General features: G+C 73.7%; 21 protein-coding genes and 1 pseudogene. 13 read left to right on the top strand and 9 right to left on the bottom strand.

Annotated elements, in window-relative coordinates; translation table 11 throughout:
- The first annotated feature begins 7 nt into the window (after positions 1-7).
- The 3 genes from ACI8AP_RS07890 to ACI8AP_RS07880 all read left to right on the top strand — a co-directional run bounded on the left by ACI8AP_RS07890 (position 8) and on the right by ACI8AP_RS07880 (position 2310).
- Positions 8-946, top strand: coding sequence for a tyrosine recombinase XerC (locus tag ACI8AP_RS07890; RefSeq protein WP_456588791.1), 939 nt, complete (start codon positions 8-10; stop codon positions 944-946).
- Positions 947-1038: 92 nt separating this feature from the next.
- Positions 1039-1839, top strand: coding sequence for an RNA polymerase sigma factor WhiG (whiG, locus tag ACI8AP_RS07885; protein ID WP_456588790.1), 801 nt, complete (start codon positions 1039-1041; stop codon positions 1837-1839).
- A 138-nt stretch (positions 1840-1977) separates the two neighbouring features.
- Complete coding sequence (locus tag ACI8AP_RS07880; RefSeq protein ID WP_456588789.1) at positions 1978-2310, top strand: hypothetical protein; 333 nt, start codon at positions 1978-1980, stop codon at positions 2308-2310.
- 97 nt (positions 2311-2407) lie between these two features.
- Here ACI8AP_RS07880 and ACI8AP_RS07875 read toward each other — a convergent pair whose 3' ends face one another.
- The gene (locus tag ACI8AP_RS07875) at positions 2408-3031 is read right to left on the bottom strand and encodes a DUF4262 domain-containing protein (protein WP_456588788.1); all 624 of its coding nucleotides are present in this window, start codon (positions 3029-3031) and stop codon (positions 2408-2410) included.
- Between the two features lie 81 nt (positions 3032-3112).
- Here ACI8AP_RS07875 and ACI8AP_RS07870 point away from each other — a divergent pair, with 81 nt between their 5' ends.
- Positions 3113-3889, top strand: coding sequence for a class I SAM-dependent methyltransferase (locus ACI8AP_RS07870; protein ID WP_456588787.1), 777 nt, complete (start codon positions 3113-3115; stop codon positions 3887-3889).
- A 64-nt stretch (positions 3890-3953) separates the two neighbouring features.
- Here the strand turns inward: ACI8AP_RS07870 and ACI8AP_RS07865 are convergent.
- Together ACI8AP_RS07865 and ACI8AP_RS07860 are read right to left on the bottom strand one after the other, a co-directional pair.
- Positions 3954-4214, bottom strand: a pseudogene (locus ACI8AP_RS07865) (peptidoglycan DD-metalloendopeptidase family protein); the annotation flags it as partial.
- Positions 4215-4516: 302 nt separating this feature from the next.
- Positions 4517-5107 carry a hypothetical protein gene (locus ACI8AP_RS07860; protein ID WP_456588786.1) on the bottom strand — a complete coding sequence of 197 codons (591 nt, stop codon included), beginning with the start codon at positions 5105-5107 and terminating at the stop codon, positions 4517-4519.
- A gap of 302 nt (positions 5108-5409) precedes the next feature.
- Between ACI8AP_RS07860 and rpsB the strand changes: the two genes are divergently transcribed.
- The 5 genes from rpsB (at position 5410) to ACI8AP_RS07835 (ending at position 9915) form a co-directional block, all read left to right on the top strand.
- Positions 5410-6348, top strand: coding sequence for a 30S ribosomal protein S2 (rpsB, locus tag ACI8AP_RS07855; RefSeq protein ID WP_456588785.1), 939 nt, complete (start codon positions 5410-5412; stop codon positions 6346-6348).
- 93 nt (positions 6349-6441) lie between these two features.
- Positions 6442-7257: a translation elongation factor Ts gene (tsf, locus tag ACI8AP_RS07850; protein WP_456588784.1), complete on the top strand. Its 816-nt coding sequence runs from the start codon at positions 6442-6444 to the stop codon at positions 7255-7257.
- Positions 7258-7411: 154 nt separating this feature from the next.
- Positions 7412-8182: a UMP kinase gene (pyrH, locus tag ACI8AP_RS07845; protein ID WP_456588783.1), complete on the top strand. Its 771-nt coding sequence runs from the start codon at positions 7412-7414 to the stop codon at positions 8180-8182.
- 70 nt (positions 8183-8252) lie between these two features.
- Positions 8253-8810, top strand: a complete 558-nt coding sequence (gene frr / locus ACI8AP_RS07840; protein WP_456588782.1) for a ribosome recycling factor — start codon at positions 8253-8255, stop codon at positions 8808-8810.
- Positions 8811-9021: 211 nt separating this feature from the next.
- Positions 9022-9915, top strand: a complete 894-nt coding sequence (locus tag ACI8AP_RS07835; protein WP_456588781.1) for a phosphatidate cytidylyltransferase — start codon at positions 9022-9024, stop codon at positions 9913-9915.
- Here ACI8AP_RS07835 and ACI8AP_RS07830 read toward each other — a convergent pair.
- On the bottom strand, positions 9912-11012 hold the full coding sequence (locus tag ACI8AP_RS07830) for a GNAT family N-acetyltransferase (protein WP_456588780.1): 1101 nt from the start codon (positions 11010-11012) through the stop codon (positions 9912-9914). The genes ACI8AP_RS07835 and ACI8AP_RS07830 overlap by 4 nt on opposite strands.
- 18 nt (positions 11013-11030) lie before the next feature.
- On the opposite strand from ACI8AP_RS07830, the gene ACI8AP_RS07825 reads away from it, so the two are divergent.
- Positions 11031-11672: a TrmH family RNA methyltransferase gene (locus tag ACI8AP_RS07825; RefSeq protein ID WP_456588779.1), complete on the top strand. Its 642-nt coding sequence runs from the start codon at positions 11031-11033 to the stop codon at positions 11670-11672.
- Here the strand turns inward: ACI8AP_RS07825 and ACI8AP_RS07820 are convergent.
- Together ACI8AP_RS07820 and ACI8AP_RS07815 are read right to left on the bottom strand one after the other, a co-directional pair.
- On the bottom strand, positions 11669-12526 hold the full coding sequence (locus ACI8AP_RS07820) for an alpha/beta fold hydrolase (protein WP_456588778.1): 858 nt from the start codon (positions 12524-12526) through the stop codon (positions 11669-11671). The genes ACI8AP_RS07825 and ACI8AP_RS07820 overlap by 4 nt on opposite strands.
- Positions 12527-12555: 29 nt before the next feature.
- On the bottom strand, positions 12556-13323 hold the full coding sequence (locus tag ACI8AP_RS07815; protein ID WP_456588777.1) for a polyphosphate kinase 2 family protein: 768 nt from the start codon (positions 13321-13323) through the stop codon (positions 12556-12558).
- 94 nt (positions 13324-13417) lie between these two features.
- On the opposite strand from ACI8AP_RS07815, the gene rlmN reads away from it, so the two are divergent.
- Together rlmN and ACI8AP_RS07805 are read left to right on the top strand one after the other, a co-directional pair.
- Positions 13418-14596 (top strand): 23S rRNA (adenine(2503)-C(2))-methyltransferase RlmN, encoded by a 1179-nt coding sequence (gene rlmN, locus ACI8AP_RS07810; RefSeq protein ID WP_456588776.1) that lies wholly within the window; start codon positions 13418-13420, stop codon positions 14594-14596.
- Positions 14593-15309 carry a VIT1/CCC1 transporter family protein gene (locus ACI8AP_RS07805; protein ID WP_456588775.1) on the top strand — a complete coding sequence of 239 codons (717 nt, stop codon included), beginning with the start codon at positions 14593-14595 and terminating at the stop codon, positions 15307-15309. The genes rlmN and ACI8AP_RS07805 overlap by 4 nt, the downstream gene beginning before the upstream one ends.
- A gap of 52 nt (positions 15310-15361) precedes the next feature.
- On the opposite strand, the gene ACI8AP_RS07800 is transcribed toward ACI8AP_RS07805, so the two are convergent.
- From ACI8AP_RS07800 to ACI8AP_RS07790, 3 genes are read right to left on the bottom strand one after another with little or no spacing between them, the layout of a single operon-like run.
- On the bottom strand, positions 15362-15664 hold the full coding sequence (locus ACI8AP_RS07800; RefSeq protein WP_456588774.1) for a DUF2631 domain-containing protein: 303 nt from the start codon (positions 15662-15664) through the stop codon (positions 15362-15364).
- Positions 15665-15724: 60 nt separating this feature from the next.
- Positions 15725-16711, bottom strand: a complete 987-nt coding sequence (locus ACI8AP_RS07795) for an LCP family protein (protein WP_456588773.1) — start codon at positions 16709-16711, stop codon at positions 15725-15727.
- 2 nt (positions 16712-16713) lie between these two features.
- Positions 16714-17559, bottom strand: a complete 846-nt coding sequence (locus ACI8AP_RS07790) for a hypothetical protein (RefSeq protein ID WP_456588772.1) — start codon at positions 17557-17559, stop codon at positions 16714-16716.
- A gap of 283 nt (positions 17560-17842) precedes the next feature.
- Here ACI8AP_RS07790 and dxr point away from each other — a divergent pair, with 283 nt between their 5' ends.
- On the top strand, positions 17843-19039 hold the full coding sequence (gene dxr / locus ACI8AP_RS07785; RefSeq protein ID WP_456588771.1) for a 1-deoxy-D-xylulose-5-phosphate reductoisomerase: 1197 nt from the start codon (positions 17843-17845) through the stop codon (positions 19037-19039).
- The last annotated feature ends 9 nt before the right edge of the window (positions 19040-19048 follow it).

Genomic DNA, 19048 nt, shown 5'->3' with positions numbered 1-19048 from the left:
TGCAGTCGTGGCCACCCCCAGCACCGACGAGGTCCGCGCCGGGCTCCCGCCCGCGCTGGCCGAGGCGCTGGCCGGCTACGAGGAGCACCTGACCGGGCAGCGCGACCTGTCGGCGAACACCGTGCGCAGCTACGTCGGCGACGTCGCCCGGCTGCTGGACCACCTGGCCCGGCGCAGCGGCACCCAGCCGCACGACCTCGACCTCGCCACCCTGCGCAGCTGGCTCGCCCAGGGGCGCACCCGCGGGCACAGCCGGTCGACCACCGCCCGGCACGCCTCGGCGGCGCGCTCGTTCACCGCCTGGCTGCGCCGGGCCGGCATGACCCCCGAGGATGTCGGACAGCGCCTGGTGAGCCCGAAGGCGCTCCGCACCCTGCCCGACGTGCTCGCCCCCGATCAGGCGCGGGCGCTCGTGGAGACCGCGGCGGGGGCCGACGACCCGGCGCGGTTGCGCGACGCCGTCGTCCTCGAGCTGCTCTACGCCAGCGGCATCCGGGTCAGCGAGCTCGTGGGGCTCGACGTCGACGACGTCGACCGGGGCCGCCGGCTGCTGCGGGTGCTGGGCAAGGGGCGCAAGGAGCGCAGCGTGCCCTACGGCGTCCCCGCGGAGCGGGCGCTGGACGCCTGGCTCACCCGCGGGCGGCCGGCGCTGGCCCGGCCGGACTCCGGGCCGGCGCTGCTGCTCGGTCTGCGGGGGGGCCGGCTCGACGCACGCGAGGCCCGCCGCACCGTGCACGCCGCGACGGCCGACGTCCCGGGTGCGCCGGACATCGGCCCGCACGGGCTGCGGCACTCCGCCGCCACGCACGTGCTCGAGGGCGGCGCGGACCTGCGTTCCGTACAGGAGCTGCTCGGCCACGCTAGCCTCGCGACGACACAGATCTACACGCACGTGACGGTCGAACGGCTCCGTGCGGTCCACGCCCAGGCGCATCCCCGTGCCTGAGGCGGGCGGCCGGAGGGCGGGACCTGCGGCGGCAGTCATGACCACGCGGGACCACGGACGGTGCCCGCGCAGCACGACCGAGGAGCGCGACCGTGTCTGAGGCAACCATCCATCGCATCGACGGGTCCGATGACGACCGCGATGCCCTGCTGGCCGACCTGTGGGCGCGGTACGTCGAGGGCCGGGACTCCGGGCTGCGCGACCGGCTGATCCTGCACTACGCGCCGCTGGTGAAGTACGTCGCCGGCCGGGTGGGCAGCGGTCTGCCCGCACACGTGGAGCAGGCCGACCTCATCTCCTACGGCACGTTCGGGCTGATCGACGCCATCACCCGCTACGAGCCGACCCGCGAGGTGAAGTTCGAGAGCTACGCGATGGCGCGCATCCGCGGCGCGATCATCGACGAGCTCCGCAACACCGACTGGATCCCGCGGTCGGTCCGCGTCAAGGCGCGCGCCTTCGAGCGCACCGTCGCCGAGCTCGAGAGCAAGTTGCACCGGACGCCGAGCGACGAAGAGGTCGCCGACGCCATGGACATGGACGTCGAGGACATCCGGAAGTTCCTCGGCCAGCTCTCCCTGGTCAACGTCGTCGCGCTCGACGAGCTGCTCACCGACGACGACGGCGGCTCCCCGCGCCTCGGTGACACGCTCCGGGACCCCAGCGCGCTGGACCCGCAGGCGATGGCGGAGCACGGCGAGGCCCGGCAGCTGCTGGCCCGCGCCGTCGAGCAGCTGCCCGAGCGGGAGAAGGTCGTCGTCTCCCTCTACTACTTCGAGGGCCTGACGCTCGCCGACATCGGCCGGGTGCTCGGCGTGACCGAGAGCCGGATCTGCCAGCTGCACACCAAGGCGGTCCTGCACCTGCGCACCAAGCTCGCCGACATCGCCTGAGGCCGATCCCCTGACGACAGCTGGGCAGTCGTCTTGCCTCGGCAGCACGGCAGCGGTTCGTCATCTCGTGCGTCCGCGATGCGCGGCCGCGCGCTGCGGTCCCGGCGATCGCTGCGGGTGTGGTCTGCCGTGCTCGCGGTGGCCACCGCTCTGGTCCTCGCCGCGCCCACGTTGCGGCTGGCGTTCGACGAGGGCGCCGTTCCGCCGTCCTCGGACACCCCCGCGCTCCCCACCGGTGTCACGGTCGCGCGGGAGGAGGTGGCGTGCGGGTCCGGTGGCTGCTGGCGCGAGCTGACATTGCGTGGGCCCCGCGGTCAGTCAGCCGCGGACCTGGCGGCGAGCGTCGGCCTGCCGCAGGAGGTGTGCAGCGCGCGCAGCCTGCTCGATCGGCGCCGCGTCTGCACTGGGATCCACGTCATCGGAGAGCGGGTCCTCCTGTACGTGCAGTTCGACCGGTCGTTGTCTCTCTGATGACTCAGCACGGCCTCCCCGAGCCCTCGCCCGCGGCCAGGCGCGGCTCGACGACGAGCTCCCGTCCGTCGCCGTGTCCGTGCGTGCGCCCCGGCCCTCAGTCCCCGGCGGGCTCGTCCCCCGTCCGGGGGCCCAGCAGGGGCTGGGTCCCCGGCGGGTTGCGGTGCCCCTCCTGCCAGGGGAGCCGGCCGGTGGAGTCCGGCCACACCAGCTGCAGCGCGTCCACCGAGCCGTGGAGCTGCTCGACCACGGTGAGCCGCTCGGTCTCCTCGACGCGGAGGAACACCACGGGGGAGTCGGCGTCGGTGAGTGCGGTCGTCGCCGCTCCGACTGTGAAACGCGCCCCGGCGCGGACGGCCTCGCCGACCAGGTTCAGGTACTTCTCTGCGGCGGGGAAGGGCAGCCCGACCACGATGACCTCGGGGTGCTGCCAGGCAGCGAGCCCCACGGTGTAGGAGTACCGCGGTTCGCCGGGGTTGCCGCCGCCGTGCAGGACCGCCCAGCCGAACGTGTCGATCACCCGGCGCAGGTCGCGGAGCACCTGGTCGGGATCCTGGCCGCCCTCGACGGGCCCACCCTCGACCGGCTCGTTCGTGGCAGCCGGAGCGCCGGTCGGCTCGCCCGCGCGGGACTTCGCGGCCCGCTTGCGTCCAAATCGCACTCCCCGACGGTAGCGCCGGGTCACCGGCTCGACGGGGATCTGCGCCTGCTCGCGGTGCACGATCCGTCACCGGCTGTCGGTCGGCGGGATGCGGAACGTCCTATGCTCGGAGCATCGGCCGCGCGAACCTGGAGGCGGCGCGTGCCCATCGACTTCCACGACGCCAGGAACCGGCGGACGTACTCGGGCCGGGAAGTGGACGCCTCCTGGCGCGACACCGTCAGTCGGCTGGTCGAGCCGACGGGCGCCGTGGTCGTGGACGTCGGCTGCGGCGGGGGCCCCTACACCCGCGCATGGCACGAGCTCGGCGCCGTTCGCGTCATCGGCGTCGACTCCAGCCGGCCGATCCTCGTCTCCGCGCGCGCTGATCACGGCGGTCTCCCCGGCGTCGAGTTCACCGTCGGGGAGGCGACCGCCACCGGACTACCGGACGCCTGCGCCGACGTCGTCTTCGAACGGGCGCTGGTGCACCACACGCCCGATCCGTCGGCTGTTGCCGCCGAGGCGTTCCGGCTGCTCCGGCCCGGTGGTACCTACCTCGTTCAGGACCGCACCGCCGACGACGTCGCCCAGCCGGGCTCGCCCGGCCACCCGCGAGGCTGGCTGTTCGAGGTCTTCCCGCGGTTGCTGGACGTCGAGGACCGTCGTCGACCTGACCCCGTGGAGTTCCTGGCGACCCTCACCGCGGCCGGCTTCGGCGACGTCGGCACCACGTCGCTGTGGGAGGTCCGTCGCCGGTATCCAGGCCCGGAGCCCTACCTGGCGGAGATCACCGCCCGCACCGGCCGCTCGATCCTCCACGAGCTGACCGACGGCGAGCTCGCCGAGCTGGTCCAGGCCCTGCGAACCAGGCTGCCCGACGGGCCGCTGGAGGAGGCCGACCGCTGGACGGTCTGGAGCGCCCGGCGTCCGGGCTGACGCCTGTGCCGAGGGGCAGCAGCCGGACCTGCGGAGACCGGAGGAGTGACATCGGGTCCAGGTAGTCCTCACCGCGGCGCAGACCCCAGTGGAGGCAGGCGGGCGCCCGGCAGCCGGTGTGCCCGGTCGCCAGCACGCCGAGCACGGCTCCGCGGGCGACCGCCTGGCCGGCGCCCACCGACGGCGTCACCGGTTCGTAGGTCGTCCGCAGCCCGCCGAGGTGGTCGACGCTGACCACCGGCCGCCCGGCGACCATCCCCGCGAAGACGACCACCCCGTCCCCCGCGGCCAGGACGGGGGAGCCGGGTGCCCCCGCGAGATCCACTCCACGGTGCCCCGGCCCGTACCGGTGCGGCGGCGGCTCGAACGGCCGGCCGACCACGGGCTCGCCGGGCAGGGGAGGGCTCCAGATCGATTCCAGCCGGGTCTCGACGACCCGCTCGGGCGCGGCCGCTGCGGGGACGCCTCCGGCCAGCGTCACCAGACCGAGGAGCAAGGCGGCGAAGGGCGCGGCGCGGTAGGGCACCCCTCGATGCTGGCCGCCCCGCGGTCCGGTGGAGGGCGCCCGGCGTCGCCTGTGGACGCCTGTCGGCGCTGTGGACGGCGGGTGGGGCAGCCACCGCCGCGCTACCCGACGGCGAGGACCGCCACGAGCACGCCGACGGGCACCGCGTACGCCACGGCGAGGCCGAGCAGGATCGCGTCCCGGCCGTCGGGCGGGGCGGGCGGGAGCGCGAGGTCGAGCCGGCCCCGCCGGAAGTCCCGTTCCTCGCGTGCGCTGCGCAGCTGCATGGTCACCAACCAGCCGGCGGCCAGCGCCGCGTAGCCCACCCACGTGCCCGTGACGAAGACCGGCACGGTGTCGTGCACGACCGAGTTCCCCGTGCCACCGCGGCCCGGCGGCGGCGCCAGCAGCAGCATCGCGAGGACGAAGCCGCAGATCAGGCCGGTCAGCCACGGGGGATAGGGGGCGCCCCGCGCCCGCCGCTGCTCCCCGGCCACGGTGGCGAGGGCGACGAGCAGCGGGAGCACCGCGGCACCCAGCGCCTCGCTGGTGGCCGAGGGCATGAGGTGGGCGAGCGGGCGGGCCAGTCGGTCGTCCAGGATCGAGGCGGCCACGACGGTGGGCAGCACCCCGAGGATCACGAGCCGGACGGCTCGCTGCAGCCGCGTCTGGGACCGGGGGCTGCGCTCCGTGCTGTCCGGCGCAACGCTCACGGGTGAACCTCCTCGTCGACCGGCGGGACGGGCCGGTTCCGGAGGGGCAGCGTGGCATGCCGGCGGCGATCCGACCGGCGGACGAGCAGCGCCTGTGGACGGGTATGCTGACCGGTGCGGCCCGTGCGAGCGGGTCGACTTCGCGCGTCCTCTTCCCGCCGATCGGCGGGGCAGTCGCCACCTCGGTCCCGGCCCAGCCGGGTGAGTGGTGCCGCAGGGCGCCAGGGCGGTGCACCACCCGGTGCCCGCGACAACCGGAATGCGTGCGGCCTCGGTCGCGCGCGGAGCAGAAGGGCTGCGATATGGCAGTCGTCAGCATGAAGCAGCTGCTCGACAGCGGCGTGCACTTCGGGCACCAGACCCGTCGCTGGAACCCGAAGATGAAGCGCTTCATCTTCACCGAGCGCAACGGCATCTACATCATCGACCTGCAGCAGACGCTCGGGTACATCGACAACGCCTACGAGTTCGTCAAGCAGACGGTCGCGCACGGTGGCTCGATCCTCTTCGTCGGCACCAAGCGCCAGGCGCAGGAAGTCGTCGCCGAGCAGGCGACGCGCGTCGGCATGCCCTACGTGAACCAGCGCTGGCTGGGCGGCATGCTCACCAACTTCCAGACCGTGCACAAGCGCCTCCAGCGCCTCAAGGAGCTCGAGGACCAGGAGCAGACCGGCGTGCTGGTCAGCCTCTCCAAGAAGGAGCAGCTGGTCCTCAGCCGCGAGAAGGCCAAGCTCGAGCGCAGCCTCGGCGGTATCCGCGACATGCAGAAGGTGCCCAGCGCCATCTGGATCGTGGACACCAAGAAGGAGCACATCGCCGTCGGCGAGGCGCGCAAGCTCAACATCCCGGTCGTCGCGATCCTGGACACCAACTGCGACCCCGACGAGGTCGACTACAAGATCCCGGGCAACGACGACGCGATCCGCAGCATCACGGTGCTGACCCGGGTCATCGCCGACGCCGTCGCCGAGGGGCTCATGGCCCGGTCGGCCGCGCAGGCCAACGCCGGTCGTGAGGACGGCGGCGAGCCGGCCGTCGGCGCCGGCGAGCCGCTGGCCGACTGGGAGCGCGAGCTGCTCACCGGCGGTGGCGACGCCGCTGCCGCGCCGGCCGACGCCGACGCCACCGCCACCCCGCTGCCGGAGACCCCGGCGCAGCCGGCCGACGTCACCGTCGGCGAGGTCGCCCCGGTCGAGGACGTCCCCGCCACCACCGGTGGCAAGGAGACCAACGCCGTCTGACGGTCCGGCGCCGTCCTCCCGCTGATCGGCGGGAGGGCGGCGCCGCCGCACGGCCGTTCCACAGCACGCACCACCCGACCAGAGGGAAGAGACATGCCTGCCTTCACCGCTGCCGACGTCAAGCGTCTCCGCGACGCCACCGGCGCCGGCATGATGGACGCCAAGAAGGCCCTGACCGAGGCCGACGGCGAGTACGACAAGGCCGTCGAGCTGCTCCGGGTCAAGGGTGCCAAGGACGTCGGCAAGCGCCTGGAGCGCTCGACCACCAACGGCATCGTCGTCAGCAAGGACGGCGCCCTGCTCGAGCTCGACTGCGAGACCGACTTCGTCGCGAAGAACGCCGACTTCGTCGCCCTCGCCGAGCGGCTGCTCGCGATCGGCCTCGAGAACAAGGCGGCCGACGCCGCGGCGCTGCTGAGCACCGAGGCCGACGGGCAGACCGTCGAGAAGCTCGTCGAGGGCGAGTCCGCCCGCATCGGCGAGAAGCTGGTCCTCTCGCGCTTCGTCGCCTTCGACGGCACCACCGCCGTCTACCTGCACAAGCGGGCCACCGACCTGCCCCCGGCCATCGGTGTCGCCGTGCAGTACTCCGGTGGCAGCGAGGACGCCGCCCGCAGCCTGGCGATGCACATCGCCGCCGCGCGGCCGCGCTACCTCAGCCGCGACGAGGTCCCGGCCGAGGCGGTCGAGACCGAGCGCCGCGTGGCCGAGCAGACCGCCAAGGAGGAGGGCAAGCCCGAGCAGGCGATCTCCAAGATCGTCGAGGGTCGGGTCAACGCCTACTACAAGGACTTCGTCCTCCTCGAGCAGCCGTCGATCACCGAGCCCAAGCGCACGGTCAAGCAGATCGTCGACGAGGCCGGCCTGACCGTCGAGCGCTTCGCGCGCTTCGAGGTCGGCCAGGCCTGAGCCGCACCCGGTACGGATGACCGGCCCCGTTCCCCTCGTGGGACGGGGCCGGTCGTCTGTGCGGACGCCCCCCGCTCGGCAGGAGCCGGGCAGCGGGATGCGGCAGGATCACACACCACCGACAGCACCCATCGACCACTCCAGGGATGATTCGTTGACCGACACCACCGCGCCGCTCTCCGCCCCCACCGCCTTCCAGCCGGCCGACGGCAGCGGCTACCAGCGGGTGCTGCTCAAGCTCTCCGGTGAGTCCTTCGGCGGCGGCAAGGTCGGCGTCGACGCCGACATCGTGCGGGGCATCGCGGAGCAGCTCGCCGAGGTCGTCTCGCGGGGCACGCAGGTCGCCGTCGTGATGGGTGGCGGCAACTTCTTCCGTGGCGCGGAGCTGTCCCAGGCCGGCATGGACCGCACCAAGGCCGACTACATGGGCATGCTCGGCACGGTCATGAACTGCCTCGCGCTGCAGGACTTCTGCGAGAAGGCGGGCCTGGAGACCCGGGTGCAGTCCGCGATCACCATGGGCCAGGTCGCCGAGCCCTACATTCCGCGCAAGGCCATCCGGCACCTGGAGAAGGGGCGGCTGGTCATCTTCGGCGCCGGCGCCGGGATGCCCTACTTCTCCACCGACACCGTCGCCGCGCAGCGGGCGCTGGAGATCGAGTGCCAGGTCCTGCTCATGGGCAAGAACGGCGTCGACGGCGTCTACGACGACGACCCGCGCACCAACCCGGACGCCGTCATGTACCAGGACCTGGACTACGCGACGGTGCTGGCCAAGCAGCTGAAGGTGGCGGACGCGACGGCGATCAGCCTCTGCATGGACAACAAGATGCCGATCGTGGTGTTCGACCTGCTGCGCGACGGCAACATCGCCCGCGCCACCGCAGGTGAGAGGATCGGCACGCTGATCAGCCAGCCGGCCTGACGCCGGCCGCACCGATCGCGCACAGACGAGGACGCCGGCGGGACGACAACCGCCGCAGGAGGGACACCCCGTGATCGACGACACCCTGCTCGACGCCGAGGAGCGGATGGACAAGGCCCTCTCGGTGGCACGGGAGGACCTGGGGTCGGTGCGCACCGGCCGGGCCGCCCCCTCGATGTTCAACAAGATCATGGTCGACTACTACGGCGCCTACACGCCGGTGCCGCAGATGGCGTCGATCACCGTGCCCGAGGCGCGCATGGCGGTCATCAAGCCCTACGACATGAGCCAGCTGACGGCCATCGAGAAGGCCATCCGCGACAGCGACCTGGGCGTCAACCCGACCAACGACGGCCAGATCCTGCGGGTGGTGTTCCCCCAGCTGACCGAGGAGCGGCGCCGCGACCTGGTGAAGCAGGCCCGCGCCAAGGGCGAGGATGCCAAGGTGGCGATCCGGAACATCCGGCGCCGGGCCAAGGACGAGCTCGACCGCATCGCCAAGGACGGCGAGGCCGGTGAGGACGAGGTGCGCCGCGCCGAGAAGGAGCTCGACCACCTCACCGAGCAGCACGTGGCGCAGGTCGACGAGGCGATGAAGAACAAGGAGAGCGAGCTGCTCGAGGTCTGACCTCGCCGGCCGCCGCACGACCATGTCGTCTCCCTCCGCCGACCGCCCGGGTGCCCTGCGCCCGGGGGGTCAGCCGTTCCCGCGGCGCGGCGGCCCGATGTCGGGCGAGCGCCGTCGGGACGGCGACACCGGGCCGGTCCCGATCGCGGCCTCGCGTCCGCTGCCGCCGCTCCCGCCGCGCCAGCCGGTCCCGGTCCCGGACGACAGCGAGGTGGCCGAGCCCGATGACGTCCCCACCTCCACGGCTCTGCCCCTGCCCGAGGAGGTCGCGCAGCTCCCCACCACGGAGCAGCCGGTGAGCCGGGCCGGGCGGAACCTGCGCGCGGCCATCGGCGTCGGGGTGAGTCTGGTCGCGCTCGTCCTGCTGTCGCTGCTCCTCTGGCGGCCGGCGTTCCTGGGCGTGCTCGTCGCGGCGATCCTCGTCGCCGTCGTCGAGATCACCCGGGCCCTGGGCAAGGGCGGGTTCTCCGCCCCGCTGGTCCCGCTGCTCGTGGGGGCCTTCGCCATGGAAGCCCTCGCCTGGACGCGCGGCCCGACCGGCCTGCTGGCCGGCTTCTTCCTCACCGCGCTGGCGGTCCTGCTGTGGCGGCTGGCAGGCGGGCCGGTCGGCTACCGGAGGGATGCGGCCGCCGGGGTGCTGGTCGCGCTCTACGTGCCGCTGCTGGCCGGTTTCGCCGTGCTGCTCCTGGTGCCCGTCGACGGCGCGCTGCGGGTGATCGCCTTCATCGCCACGGTGGTGGCCAGCGACGTCGGTGGCTACGCCGCCGGGGTGATGCTCGGCAAGCACCCGATGGCGCCGTCGATCAGCCCCAAGAAGTCGTGGGAGGGCATGGCGGGCTCGGTGCTCACCTGCATGCTCGTGGCGACGCCGATCCTGGTCCTCGGCCTGGGCGCCCCCTGGTGGGGCGGGCTGGTCTTCGGCGCGGCGCTCGCCGTCTCCGCGACCGTGGGTGACCTCGCCGAGTCGCTCATCAAGCGCGACCTCGGCATCAAGGACATGGGCGACCTGCTGCCCGGCCACGGCGGGATCATGGACCGGCTGGACTCGCTGCTGCCGTCCGCAGCCGTCGCCTACGTGCTGCTGACGGTGCTCGCGCCGGTCTAGGCAGGCCGGTCGACCGCCCAGGTCGACCCCAGCTCGGTGAACCCGCGGCGGGCGTACCAGTGCCGCGGCCAGTCGTCGCCCGAGGCCTCCAGCACGACCAGGTCGCAGCCGGCCTCGGCGGCCAGCCCCAGTACCCAGGTGAGCACCGCGTCGCCGTACCCGCGCCCGCGTGCGGCCGGCTCGGTCATCACCGACTCCACCGCCGCCGTCGCGCCGTCGACCCGCAGCTGTGCGGCGGCCACCACCCGGCCGTCCTCCCGCACCACCACGTCGGTCACCGCGACCACCCGGTCGTTGAGCTGTTCGCGACCGACGAGCTGCCGCACCACCGGCTCCAGCCCTTCACCGAGCGACGCCAGGTCCCGGCGCCAGCCCCGCTCCCACAGGTCGTGCACCTCGTGCTGGTCCACCACCTCGGCTGCGACCGCCGCAGCCGGCACCGGGAGCGCCGTGGAGCGGCCCATCAGCACCAGCTCCTCGACGTTCCAGCCACGGGCCGCGAGGTCGGCGGCGACCGGACCGGCGCCCGGCCAGGCGAGCAGTGCGGCGAGGTGCGTCCAGCCGGCGTTGCCGCCCACCTCCTCGGCCGCTGCCTCGACGGTGCCGGCGTCCACCGGTCCGGTGAGCACCAGCCGGTTGTTGTCCCGCGAGTGCGGGAAGTCCGGGTCGAGCACCGCGACACCGCCCGGTACGTCGCCCACACCGATCGCCCGGCGGAGCGGGATGGACGTGTACAGCGCGAGCGCCCGCCCGAGTGCGTCGTCGGGAGCGGGGAGGATGAGCGGCGCGGGCGGCCGGTGGGGCACGACGGCGACCACGGCCGACGTCGGCAGGGCGCCGTAGAGGGAAAGGACCCCCTCCTCCCCACCCTTCGCAGCCTCAGGGTGGGACCCGGGACGGGGCCGGAGCCGCGCCGGGTCGATGACCAGCAGGACGAGGTCGCGGCGGCCGGGGGACAGCCGCTGCGCGGGCAGCTGCACCTGGTCGGGCGTCGACAGGTGGACGAATCCGCCCGGGCCGGGCTGGATCGACCCCTGCCGCAGGGCGGCGCGCCACCGCGCCGGCTCCAGGAGGTGCAGGAGGACGTCGGTGCTCACCCCTGCGATCCTCCCTGGGTGCACGACGACGAACTGCCCGGCCCCACCGACTGGGGGACGACCGTCGGCGTCGGCCCGTGGGCGGGGCCGTGGCCGGACGACCCCCGCTACGACCCGCAGCTGCTCGCCGAGGGCGACCGGCGCAACGTCGTGGACCGGTACCGCTACTGGACGGTCGAGGCGATCGTGGCCGACCTCGACCGGCGCCGGCACCCCTTCCACGTCGCCATCGAGAACTTCGGCCACGACCTGAACATCGGAACGGTGGTGCGCACCGCCAACGCCTTCCTCGCGGCTGAGGTGCACGTGGTGGGCCGACGGCGGTGGAACCGGCGCGGGGCGATGGTCACCGACCGGTACCAGCACCTCCGCCACCACGTCGACGTGGGTGAGCTGCTGACATTCGCGGTCCGGCAGGGGCTCACCGTCGTCGCCGTCGACAACGGGCCCGGCGCGGTCCCGCTCGAGACCACCGAGCTGCCCGAGCGCTGCGTGCTGCTGTTCGGCCAGGAGGGGCCGGGGCTCACCGAGGAGGCGCGCGGCGGCGCGGCGCTCACCGTCTCGATCGCCCAGTTCGGCTCGACCCGCTCGATCAACGCGGGCGTCGCCGCCGGGATCGCCATGCACGCGTGGATCCGGCAGCACGCCGGTCCCGCTTAGCCCGCGAGGACCTCCCGCAGCCGCGCCGCGAACTCCTCTGGCTGGCCGGGCTGGCCGAACTCGCCGCCCATGAACCCGCCGTGGTGGCTCGGGAAGACGGCCAGCTCGGAGCCGAGGAGCCGTGCGGTCGCCTCGGCGGTACGCCAGGTGACCGTTCCCTGGGACTCGGTCCCGGCGGCGATCACCACCCGGCTGGCCGCCGACCGGAGCGCCTCGGCGTCCGGCCGGAAGGCGGTGACCGCGTTGGAGGCGCCCGAGAGCAGGGGGTCGGTACGCGATCCGTCGTCCTCGGCAGGCAGCCCGAAGACGGCCGGGTCGGGGGCGGCGATTTCGTCGGTGAACTCGCCCTGCCACGAGGTGAGCGCGATGAACGCGGCCATGCCCGCACCCCAGCCGCTCTTGTCGTAGGTGAGCTGCACCTGCCGTTCGGCGGCGAAGGCCTGCTCGGCGTCGGGCAGGACCGACAGGATCGGGGGTTCGTGCGCGACCAGGGTGCGCACGTCGCCGGGGTGCTCGGCCACCCAGGCGAGCGCGGTCACCGCGCCGCCGCTGCTGGCGAAGACGTCGACCGGACCGGCGCCGAGGGCCTCGACGAGCAGGTGGAGATCCTCGGCCTGACGGGCGGGATCGTGATCGGTGCGCCCGTCGGTGCGCGTGCTGCGGCCCAGGCCCCGCGGGTCCACGGTGACCACGGTCCTTTCGGGGAAGAGGCCGGCGAGCGTGCCGAACCCGCTCGCGTCCATCGGCTGGCCGATCATCAGCAGCGGCGGCTGTCCGTCCTCGGCCGGGAGGGGGCCGCGGACGTCGTAGACGAGGGTGGCGCCCGGTACGGGCAGCGACAGCGTGGTGGTCATGCCCTTCCGACCGGCGCGCCGACCGGAACTCATCGGTGCAGCGGGGGATCGGGGTCGATGCCGCGGGCGTGCAGCGCCGACTCGACGGCCTCGCACACGGTGCGAACGACGGCCACGCGCGCCCACCGCTTGTCGTCGGCCGGGATGACGTGCCACGGGGCCACCGGGGTGTCGGTGCGGTCGAGCATCTCCTCGACCGCCGCCTCGTACTCGCCGCGCTTCTCCCGGTTGCGCCAGTCCTCGTCGGTGAGCTTCCACGCCTTGTAGGGGTTCGTGCGACGGGACTCGAAGCGGTGGAGCTGCTCCTCGGGGGAGACGTGCATCCAGAACTTGACCAGCACGGTGCCCTCGGCGGCCAGCGAGGTCTCCAGGTCGACGATCTCCTGGTAGGCCCGGCGCCACGCCTCCTCCGTGGCGAAGTCCTCCACCCGCTCGACCAGCACCCGGCCGTACCAGGAGCGGTCGAGCACGGCCATGCCGCCCCAGCCGGGCAGGACCGGCCAGAACCGCCACAGGAAGTGGTGCCGCTTCTCGTCGTTCGTGGGAGCGGCGAACTGCGCCACCCGGACGTGCCGGGGGTCGAGCTCGCCGACCAGCCGCTGGATCGCGCCGCCCTTGCCCGAGGCGTCCCAGCCCTCGAACAGCACCAGCAGCGGCGGGCCGAGCTCACCCGGCCCGATCTGCCCGCCCAGCAGCAGGCGCAGATGGACCAGGCGCTCCTGCGCCGCGGCCAGCTGTTTCTTCCCCTCCTTCTTGTCCAGGGAGAGGCTCAGGTCGACGTCGTCCAGCCGGCTCATGGCCCCAGACCCTGCCAGGGATTCACCCCGCTCGCGTGAGTTCGGTCTCCGGACCGGCCCCGGTGGCCCGGGGGAGTGGGACCATGGAGTGGTTATGACTGCCCTGCCCCTGGTCTTCGATGCCCCCCGCCGCGGCAAGCCGCCGCGCCACCTCGCCGATCTCACCCGCGAGGAGGCCCGCGCGGCGGTGGCCGAGCTCGGCCAGCCGGCGTTCCGGGCCGACCAGCTCGCCCGGCACTTCTACCGCGGGGTCACCGACACCGCACTGATGACCGACATCCCGGCCGCCGCCCGCGAGTCGCTGCGCGAGGCCCTGCTGCCCGGGCTGCTGACCGTCGTCCGCCACCAGACCGCGGACAACGGTCGCACCCGCAAGACGCTCTGGCGGCTGCACGACGGGGCGCTCGTGGAGAGCGTCCTCATGCGGTATCCCGACCGCGCCACCGTCTGCATCTCCAGCCAGGCCGGCTGCGGCATGGCCTGCCCGTTCTGCGCCACCGGCCAGGCCGGGCTCACCCGCAACCTCTCCGCGGCCGAGATCATCGGCCAGGCGGTTGCGGCCGCCGCGGACATGGCCAACGGGGAGGTCGCCGGTGGGCCCGGGCGGCTGTCCAACGTGGTGTTCATGGGCATGGGGGAGCCGCTGGCCAACTACGCCCGGGTGCGCAAGACCCTCGACGCGCTGCTCGGCACCGCCCCTTACGGACTGGGCCTCTCGCAGCGGTCGGTCACCGTCTCGACCGTCGGCCTGGTGCCGGCGATCCGCCGGCTCACCGAGGAGGGGCGCAACGTCACCCTCGCGGTCAGCCTGCACGCCCCCGACGACGAGCTGCGCGACACCCTGGTGCCGATCAACACCCGCTGGAAGGTCGGCGAGGTCATCGACGCCGCCGACGCCTACGCGCGGAAGACCGGCCGGCGCTACTCGGTGGAGTACGCGCTCATCCGCGACGTCAACGACCAGCCGTTCCGCGCCGACCTCCTCGGGAAGCTGCTGGCCGGGAAGCTCGCGCACGTCAACCTCATCCCGCTGAACCCGACGCCGGGCAGCCCCTGGGACGCCAGCCCGCTGCCCGCGCAGCGGGAGTTCGTCGCCCGGCTGCGGGCGGCCGGTGTCGCGACCACCGTGCGCGACACCCGGGGCCAGGACATCGACGGCGCCTGCGGTCAGCTCGCCGCCGCCGACCGGGTCGAGGGAGTGCCGGCCGTCGCGATCCCTGTCCCGGCCGTCGAGGAGCCGGTGCCGCTGGGCGCCGAGGCCGACCAGGGGTGAGCACGGCGCTGCCCGACGCCGAGGCCCACGAGCACACCCACGGCGACGTCTCGGGCGGCTGGCTCCGGGCCGCGGTGTTCGGCGCCATGGACGGCCTGGTCACCAACACGGCCCTGGTCGCCGGGGTCGGCGGGGGCGGCGCCGCACCGCGCGCGATCGTCCTGGCCGGCGTGGCGAGCCTGGTCGCCGGCGCGGTCTCGATGGCGCTGGGCGAGTACACCTCGGTCAAGACGCAGAACGAGCAGCTGGACCTCGAGATCGAGAAGGAGCGGCGGGAGCTCACCCGCAACCCCGCCGGCGAGCTCGCGGAGCTGACCGCGATGCTGCAGGACCGCGGGGTGGACGCGCGGCTGGCCCGGCAGGTCGCCGTGCAGCTGTCGGCCGATCCGGAGATCGCCCTGCGGCTGCACGTGCTGGCCGAGCTGGGCGTCAACCCGGAGGAGCGCCCCTCCCCACGGGTGGCGGCGGTCTCGTCGTTCCTGACCTTCGCGACGGGCGCCGTGCTGCCGCTGCTGCCGTACTTCCTGGGGGCCCCGGTCCTGTGGGTGGCTCTGCTCAGCGGGGGTCTGGGTCTGCTGCTGGCCGGTGCGCTGTCCTCGCGCTTCACCCCACGGCCCTGGTGGTACGCGGGCCTGCGCCAACTGCTGTTCGGCGCCGCCGCGGCGGGCGTCACCTACCTGATCGGTGCGGCGATCGGCGTCGCGGTCACTTGAGCCGGCGCCGTTCGCCGTCCGGGACGCCGTGGCGGCGTCCCGGACGAAGGAACTAGCGGCGCCAGGCGGTCTTCTTGCGGCGGATGTCCCAGATGAGGACCGTCGCCATGACGGCGGCGAGGCCGATCAGCCAGAGGTCCTCCACCCGGCCCTCGTGGTTGCCCACCAGGTAGAGCAGGATCACCGCGGTCGCGATCCAGCCGCCGATCTGGCCCCACTTCCCGGTCTCGCCGTGCCAGCCCCAGTCCTCGGGCTGCTCGTGCTCCACGGGGTGCTCGCCGGCGCGGACGACGGCCTCTTCACGGCCGGGCTGGTTGACCCGCTGGGTCGACGGGGAGTGCAATGCCTCGGTCACCCCGCCATTCTGGCAGGAGCCGGTCCCGCGCACGCCCCGAGGTGGCTCCTCGGCGGGTCGTCACCGGTCGCAGGAGAGGCCGGCCGCGACCACGGCGGCGGCGGTCTCCGCGGTGGGGAGGCGCAGGAGGGCCGGGCCCACCGGGTCGGATGCGGGCAGGATGGGGACGGCTCCCACCTCCGACCGGGCGAGCGCGATCAAGTCCACCACGGAGGTGCCAGGGTCGACCGCGATGGCATCGGCGGCGGTCCATGCCAGCGTCTGCAGGCGCCACGGGTGCAGACCTGACGCGCGGGCCCGGTCGAGCAGGGACGACAGGACCGTGCCGGCGGCACCGGCCCGTCCATCCGGGTCGACGGTCGCCGGCACCCACCGGTCGTCGACCAGGTGCTCGGGGTGCCGTGACCGCACGAGGGCCAGTGCGGTCGCGCCGTCGACGTGAACCTCCCCGGTGGACTCGAGGAGGAGGCCCGCCGCGGGGTCGCGCACGGCGCGGGGTACGTCGAAGGTGAGGCCGCCGACGGCATCCACCGTCGCCGTGAAGCCGGCAAGGTCCACTGTGACCAGGTGATCGGTGGGGATGCCGAGGCCGCACAGGCCGTCGACCAGGGCCTCCGGCCCATCCAGCCAGGCCATCGCCAGCCGGCCGGGGCGCTCGCCGGCCTTGACCAGTAGGTCCCGGGGGACGGAAACAGCAGTGGTCTCCGTGTCCGTCTGGTGCACGACGACGACGACGTCGGCGCGGCTGCCGGGCACGTCCTCGGCGCTGCCGAACTCCGCGGTGGTGGCGCCCGCGGGCAGGTGTGCCCGTGAGTCGAGGCCGACCAGCACCCAGGTCCGCCCGTCGGCGTCTCGGGGGCCGTCGGACAGGTCGACGTCCACCCGGTCGATGCGCGAGCCGACGAGGACGACGTCCACCGTCAGCGCGACGAGCAGTCCGGCCAGCAGGAGGAACGCGATGCGGCGGAAACGGTGGCGGAAACCGGAACGCGCCGGACGCCGGCCAGGGAGGTCCTGGCCGGCGTCCGGCGCGTGTTGTGCGGTCATGCTCAGGCCTGCGAGGCCCCTGGAGAGCGACGACGGCTGGCGATGAGTGCGCCACCGCCGACCACGAGGAGGCCGGTGCCCAGCGCCAGCGGCACGGCGACGCTCGCGCCGGTGTCGGCCAGCCTCGGGCCGGCCGCGGCGTCGCTGATCGTCAGGGCCTCCTGGAAGTAGGTGCCCATGCTCCCGTCATAGGCCAGGTCGTGGTCGCCGGCCGGGGTGCCCGCGGGAATGGCGAACGTCACGGTGACCACACCGTTGCCGTCCGCGTCGAACGTGCCGATCGTCTGCGGGGTCGAGTGCAGCGTGACCGTGACCTTCTCGAACGGCTTGAAGCCGCTGAGGATCCTGGTCACCGTCTCACCCACGGCGGGGGCCTTGGCGGTGGTGTCGGAAGACTTGCTGGCCACACCGGGGGTGTTGGCGGCAGTGCCGCGCAGGGTGCCGACGGGCTTGCCGCCCGGAGTGACGGTGACGGTGAAGTTGGCGTACTCGAACCCGTCGTCGTACTGGTCGCACAGCACCGAGAACTCATAGGCGCCGAACTCGGTCGGAGCGGTCTGCGTCATGCTCCAGGAGCCATCCGCCTCGGGCTCCAGGGCGTCGGCCCACTGCGGGTCGTCGACGGCCGGGAGAAGAACGGCGGCCACGGGGATCCCGTCGGTGCGCGGGAGGCACCCGGCGCCGGAGACGGTGTATTCGGCGCCGGGGGCGACGGTGGCCGAGCTGAGGCTCACGGTCGGCATGGCGGGCGCTGCCAGGGCGGCGGGCGCCACGGCCAGGCCGAGGACGGTGCTGCCGAGGGCGAGCCCGGTGGCCATGGCGGCGCGGAGCGGGAACACACGGGGCATCTAATTTCTCCGGTCTGGTAGTGGGCCCGGACTTCCGAGCCGTCGAGATGAGTATCGACACGCAGAGGAATCAGATGTAGCCAATCGCCTACGACACGCCGCGAAAACTCGCACCGCTCGGTCAGATCGCACGACGAGTGCAGGACGGGCATTTCGCGCTATGGCATGTCCTGCCAAGTGATCGAGGTTCGTTGGTGGGGGGTCACCGTGAGCGGCGGTGTCGCTCTCCGCTCGCTCACCCCGTCCCGGCGCCATCGGCGCCCGTGGTTGGCAGGATGCCCGCATGAGCCAGCCGCGCGAGGTCACCGTCCTCGGCTCCACCGGGTCCATCGGCCGGCAGGCGCTGGCCGTCGCCGCGCAGAACCCCGACCGGCTCCGCATCACCGGCCTGGCGGCAGGAGGAGGAGACGTCGGGCGGCTCGCCGAGCAGGCGCTGGCGCTGGGCGTGCGCACCGTCGCCGTCGCGCGGGCCACCGCCGCCCAGGACCTCCAGCTGGCCTTCTACGCCGCGGCGCAGCAGCGCGGCTGGGCCAAGGGGGAGTTCGCGCTGCCCGAGATCCTCGCCGGCCCGCGCGCCGCCGAGGAGCTGGCGACCCGCCCGGCCGACGTCGTCCTCAACGGGATCACCGGCTCGATCGGGCTGGGGCCGACGCTGTCGGCGTTGCGGGCCGGGCGCACCGTCGCCCTGGCCAACAAGGAGTCCCTCGTCGCCGGTGGTGACCTGGTCCTCGCGGCGGCCGCCCCCGGTCAGCTGGTGCCGGTCGACTCCGAGCACTCCGCCCTCGCCCAGTGCCTGCGTGGCGGCTCGCGCGCCGAGGTCGCCCGGCTGGTGCTCACCGCCAGCGGGGGACCGTTCCGGGGCCGCACTGCCGCCGAGCTCGCCGAGGTCACGGTGGCGGATGCGCTGGCCCACCCGACGTGGGCGATGGGCCCCGTCGTGACGATCAACTCGGCGACCCTGGTCAACAAGGGGCTGGAGCTGATCGAGGCGCACCTGCTCTTCGGCGTCCCCTACGCCGACATCGACGTCGTCGTGCACCCGCAGTCGATCGTCCACTCGATGGTCACGTTCGCCGACGGCGCCACGATCGCGCAGGCCAGCCCGCCGGACATGCGGTTGCCGATCGCCCTGGGGCTGGCCTGGCCCGACCGCCTGCCCGACGTGCAGCCGCCGCTGGACTGGTCGACCGCGAGCACCTGGGAGTTCTTCCCGCTGGACGAGCAGGCGTTCCCCGCCGTGCGGCTGGCCCGCGCGGCGGGAGAGGCCGGCGGAGTGGTGCCCGCCATGTACAACGCCGCGAACGAGGAGGCCGTCGCCGCCTTCACGGCGGGTCGCCTCTCGTTCCCAGGAATCGTCCAGCTCGTCGCGCGTACCCTCGACGCCGCGCCGGACCTCGGCGCCCCCACCTGCGTCGAGGACGTGCTGGCGGCGGAGAAGTGGGCCCGGGAGCACGCCCGGGGCGTCATCGCCGGAGGCTGAGCTGAGCGG

The organism is Blastococcus sp. SYSU DS1021 (assembly GCF_054050995.1).
This window is presented reverse-complemented; position numbering and strand designations above follow the sequence as displayed.

Bases quoted from the DNA above. Each gene is read 5' to 3' on its own strand.
- rpsB (WP_456588785.1), top strand. From the start codon at position 5,410: ATGGCAGTCGTCAGCATGAAGCAGCTGCTCGACAGCGGCGTGCACTTC.
- tsf (WP_456588784.1), top strand. From the start codon at position 6,442: ATGCCTGCCTTCACCGCTGCCGACGTCAAGCGTCTCCGCGACGCCACC.
- ACI8AP_RS07820 (WP_456588778.1), bottom strand. From the start codon at position 12,526: ATGACCACCACGCTGTCGCTGCCCGTACCGGGCGCCACCCTCGTCTAC.
- ACI8AP_RS07815 (WP_456588777.1), bottom strand. From the start codon at position 13,323: ATGAGCCGGCTGGACGACGTCGACCTGAGCCTCTCCCTGGACAAGAAG.
- rlmN (WP_456588776.1), top strand. From the start codon at position 13,418: ATGACTGCCCTGCCCCTGGTCTTCGATGCCCCCCGCCGCGGCAAGCCG.
- ACI8AP_RS07795 (WP_456588773.1), bottom strand. From the start codon at position 16,711: ATGACCGCACAACACGCGCCGGACGCCGGCCAGGACCTCCCTGGCCGG.
- ACI8AP_RS07790 (WP_456588772.1), bottom strand. From the start codon at position 17,559: ATGCCCCGTGTGTTCCCGCTCCGCGCCGCCATGGCCACCGGGCTCGCC.
- dxr (WP_456588771.1), top strand. From the start codon at position 17,843: ATGAGCCAGCCGCGCGAGGTCACCGTCCTCGGCTCCACCGGGTCCATC.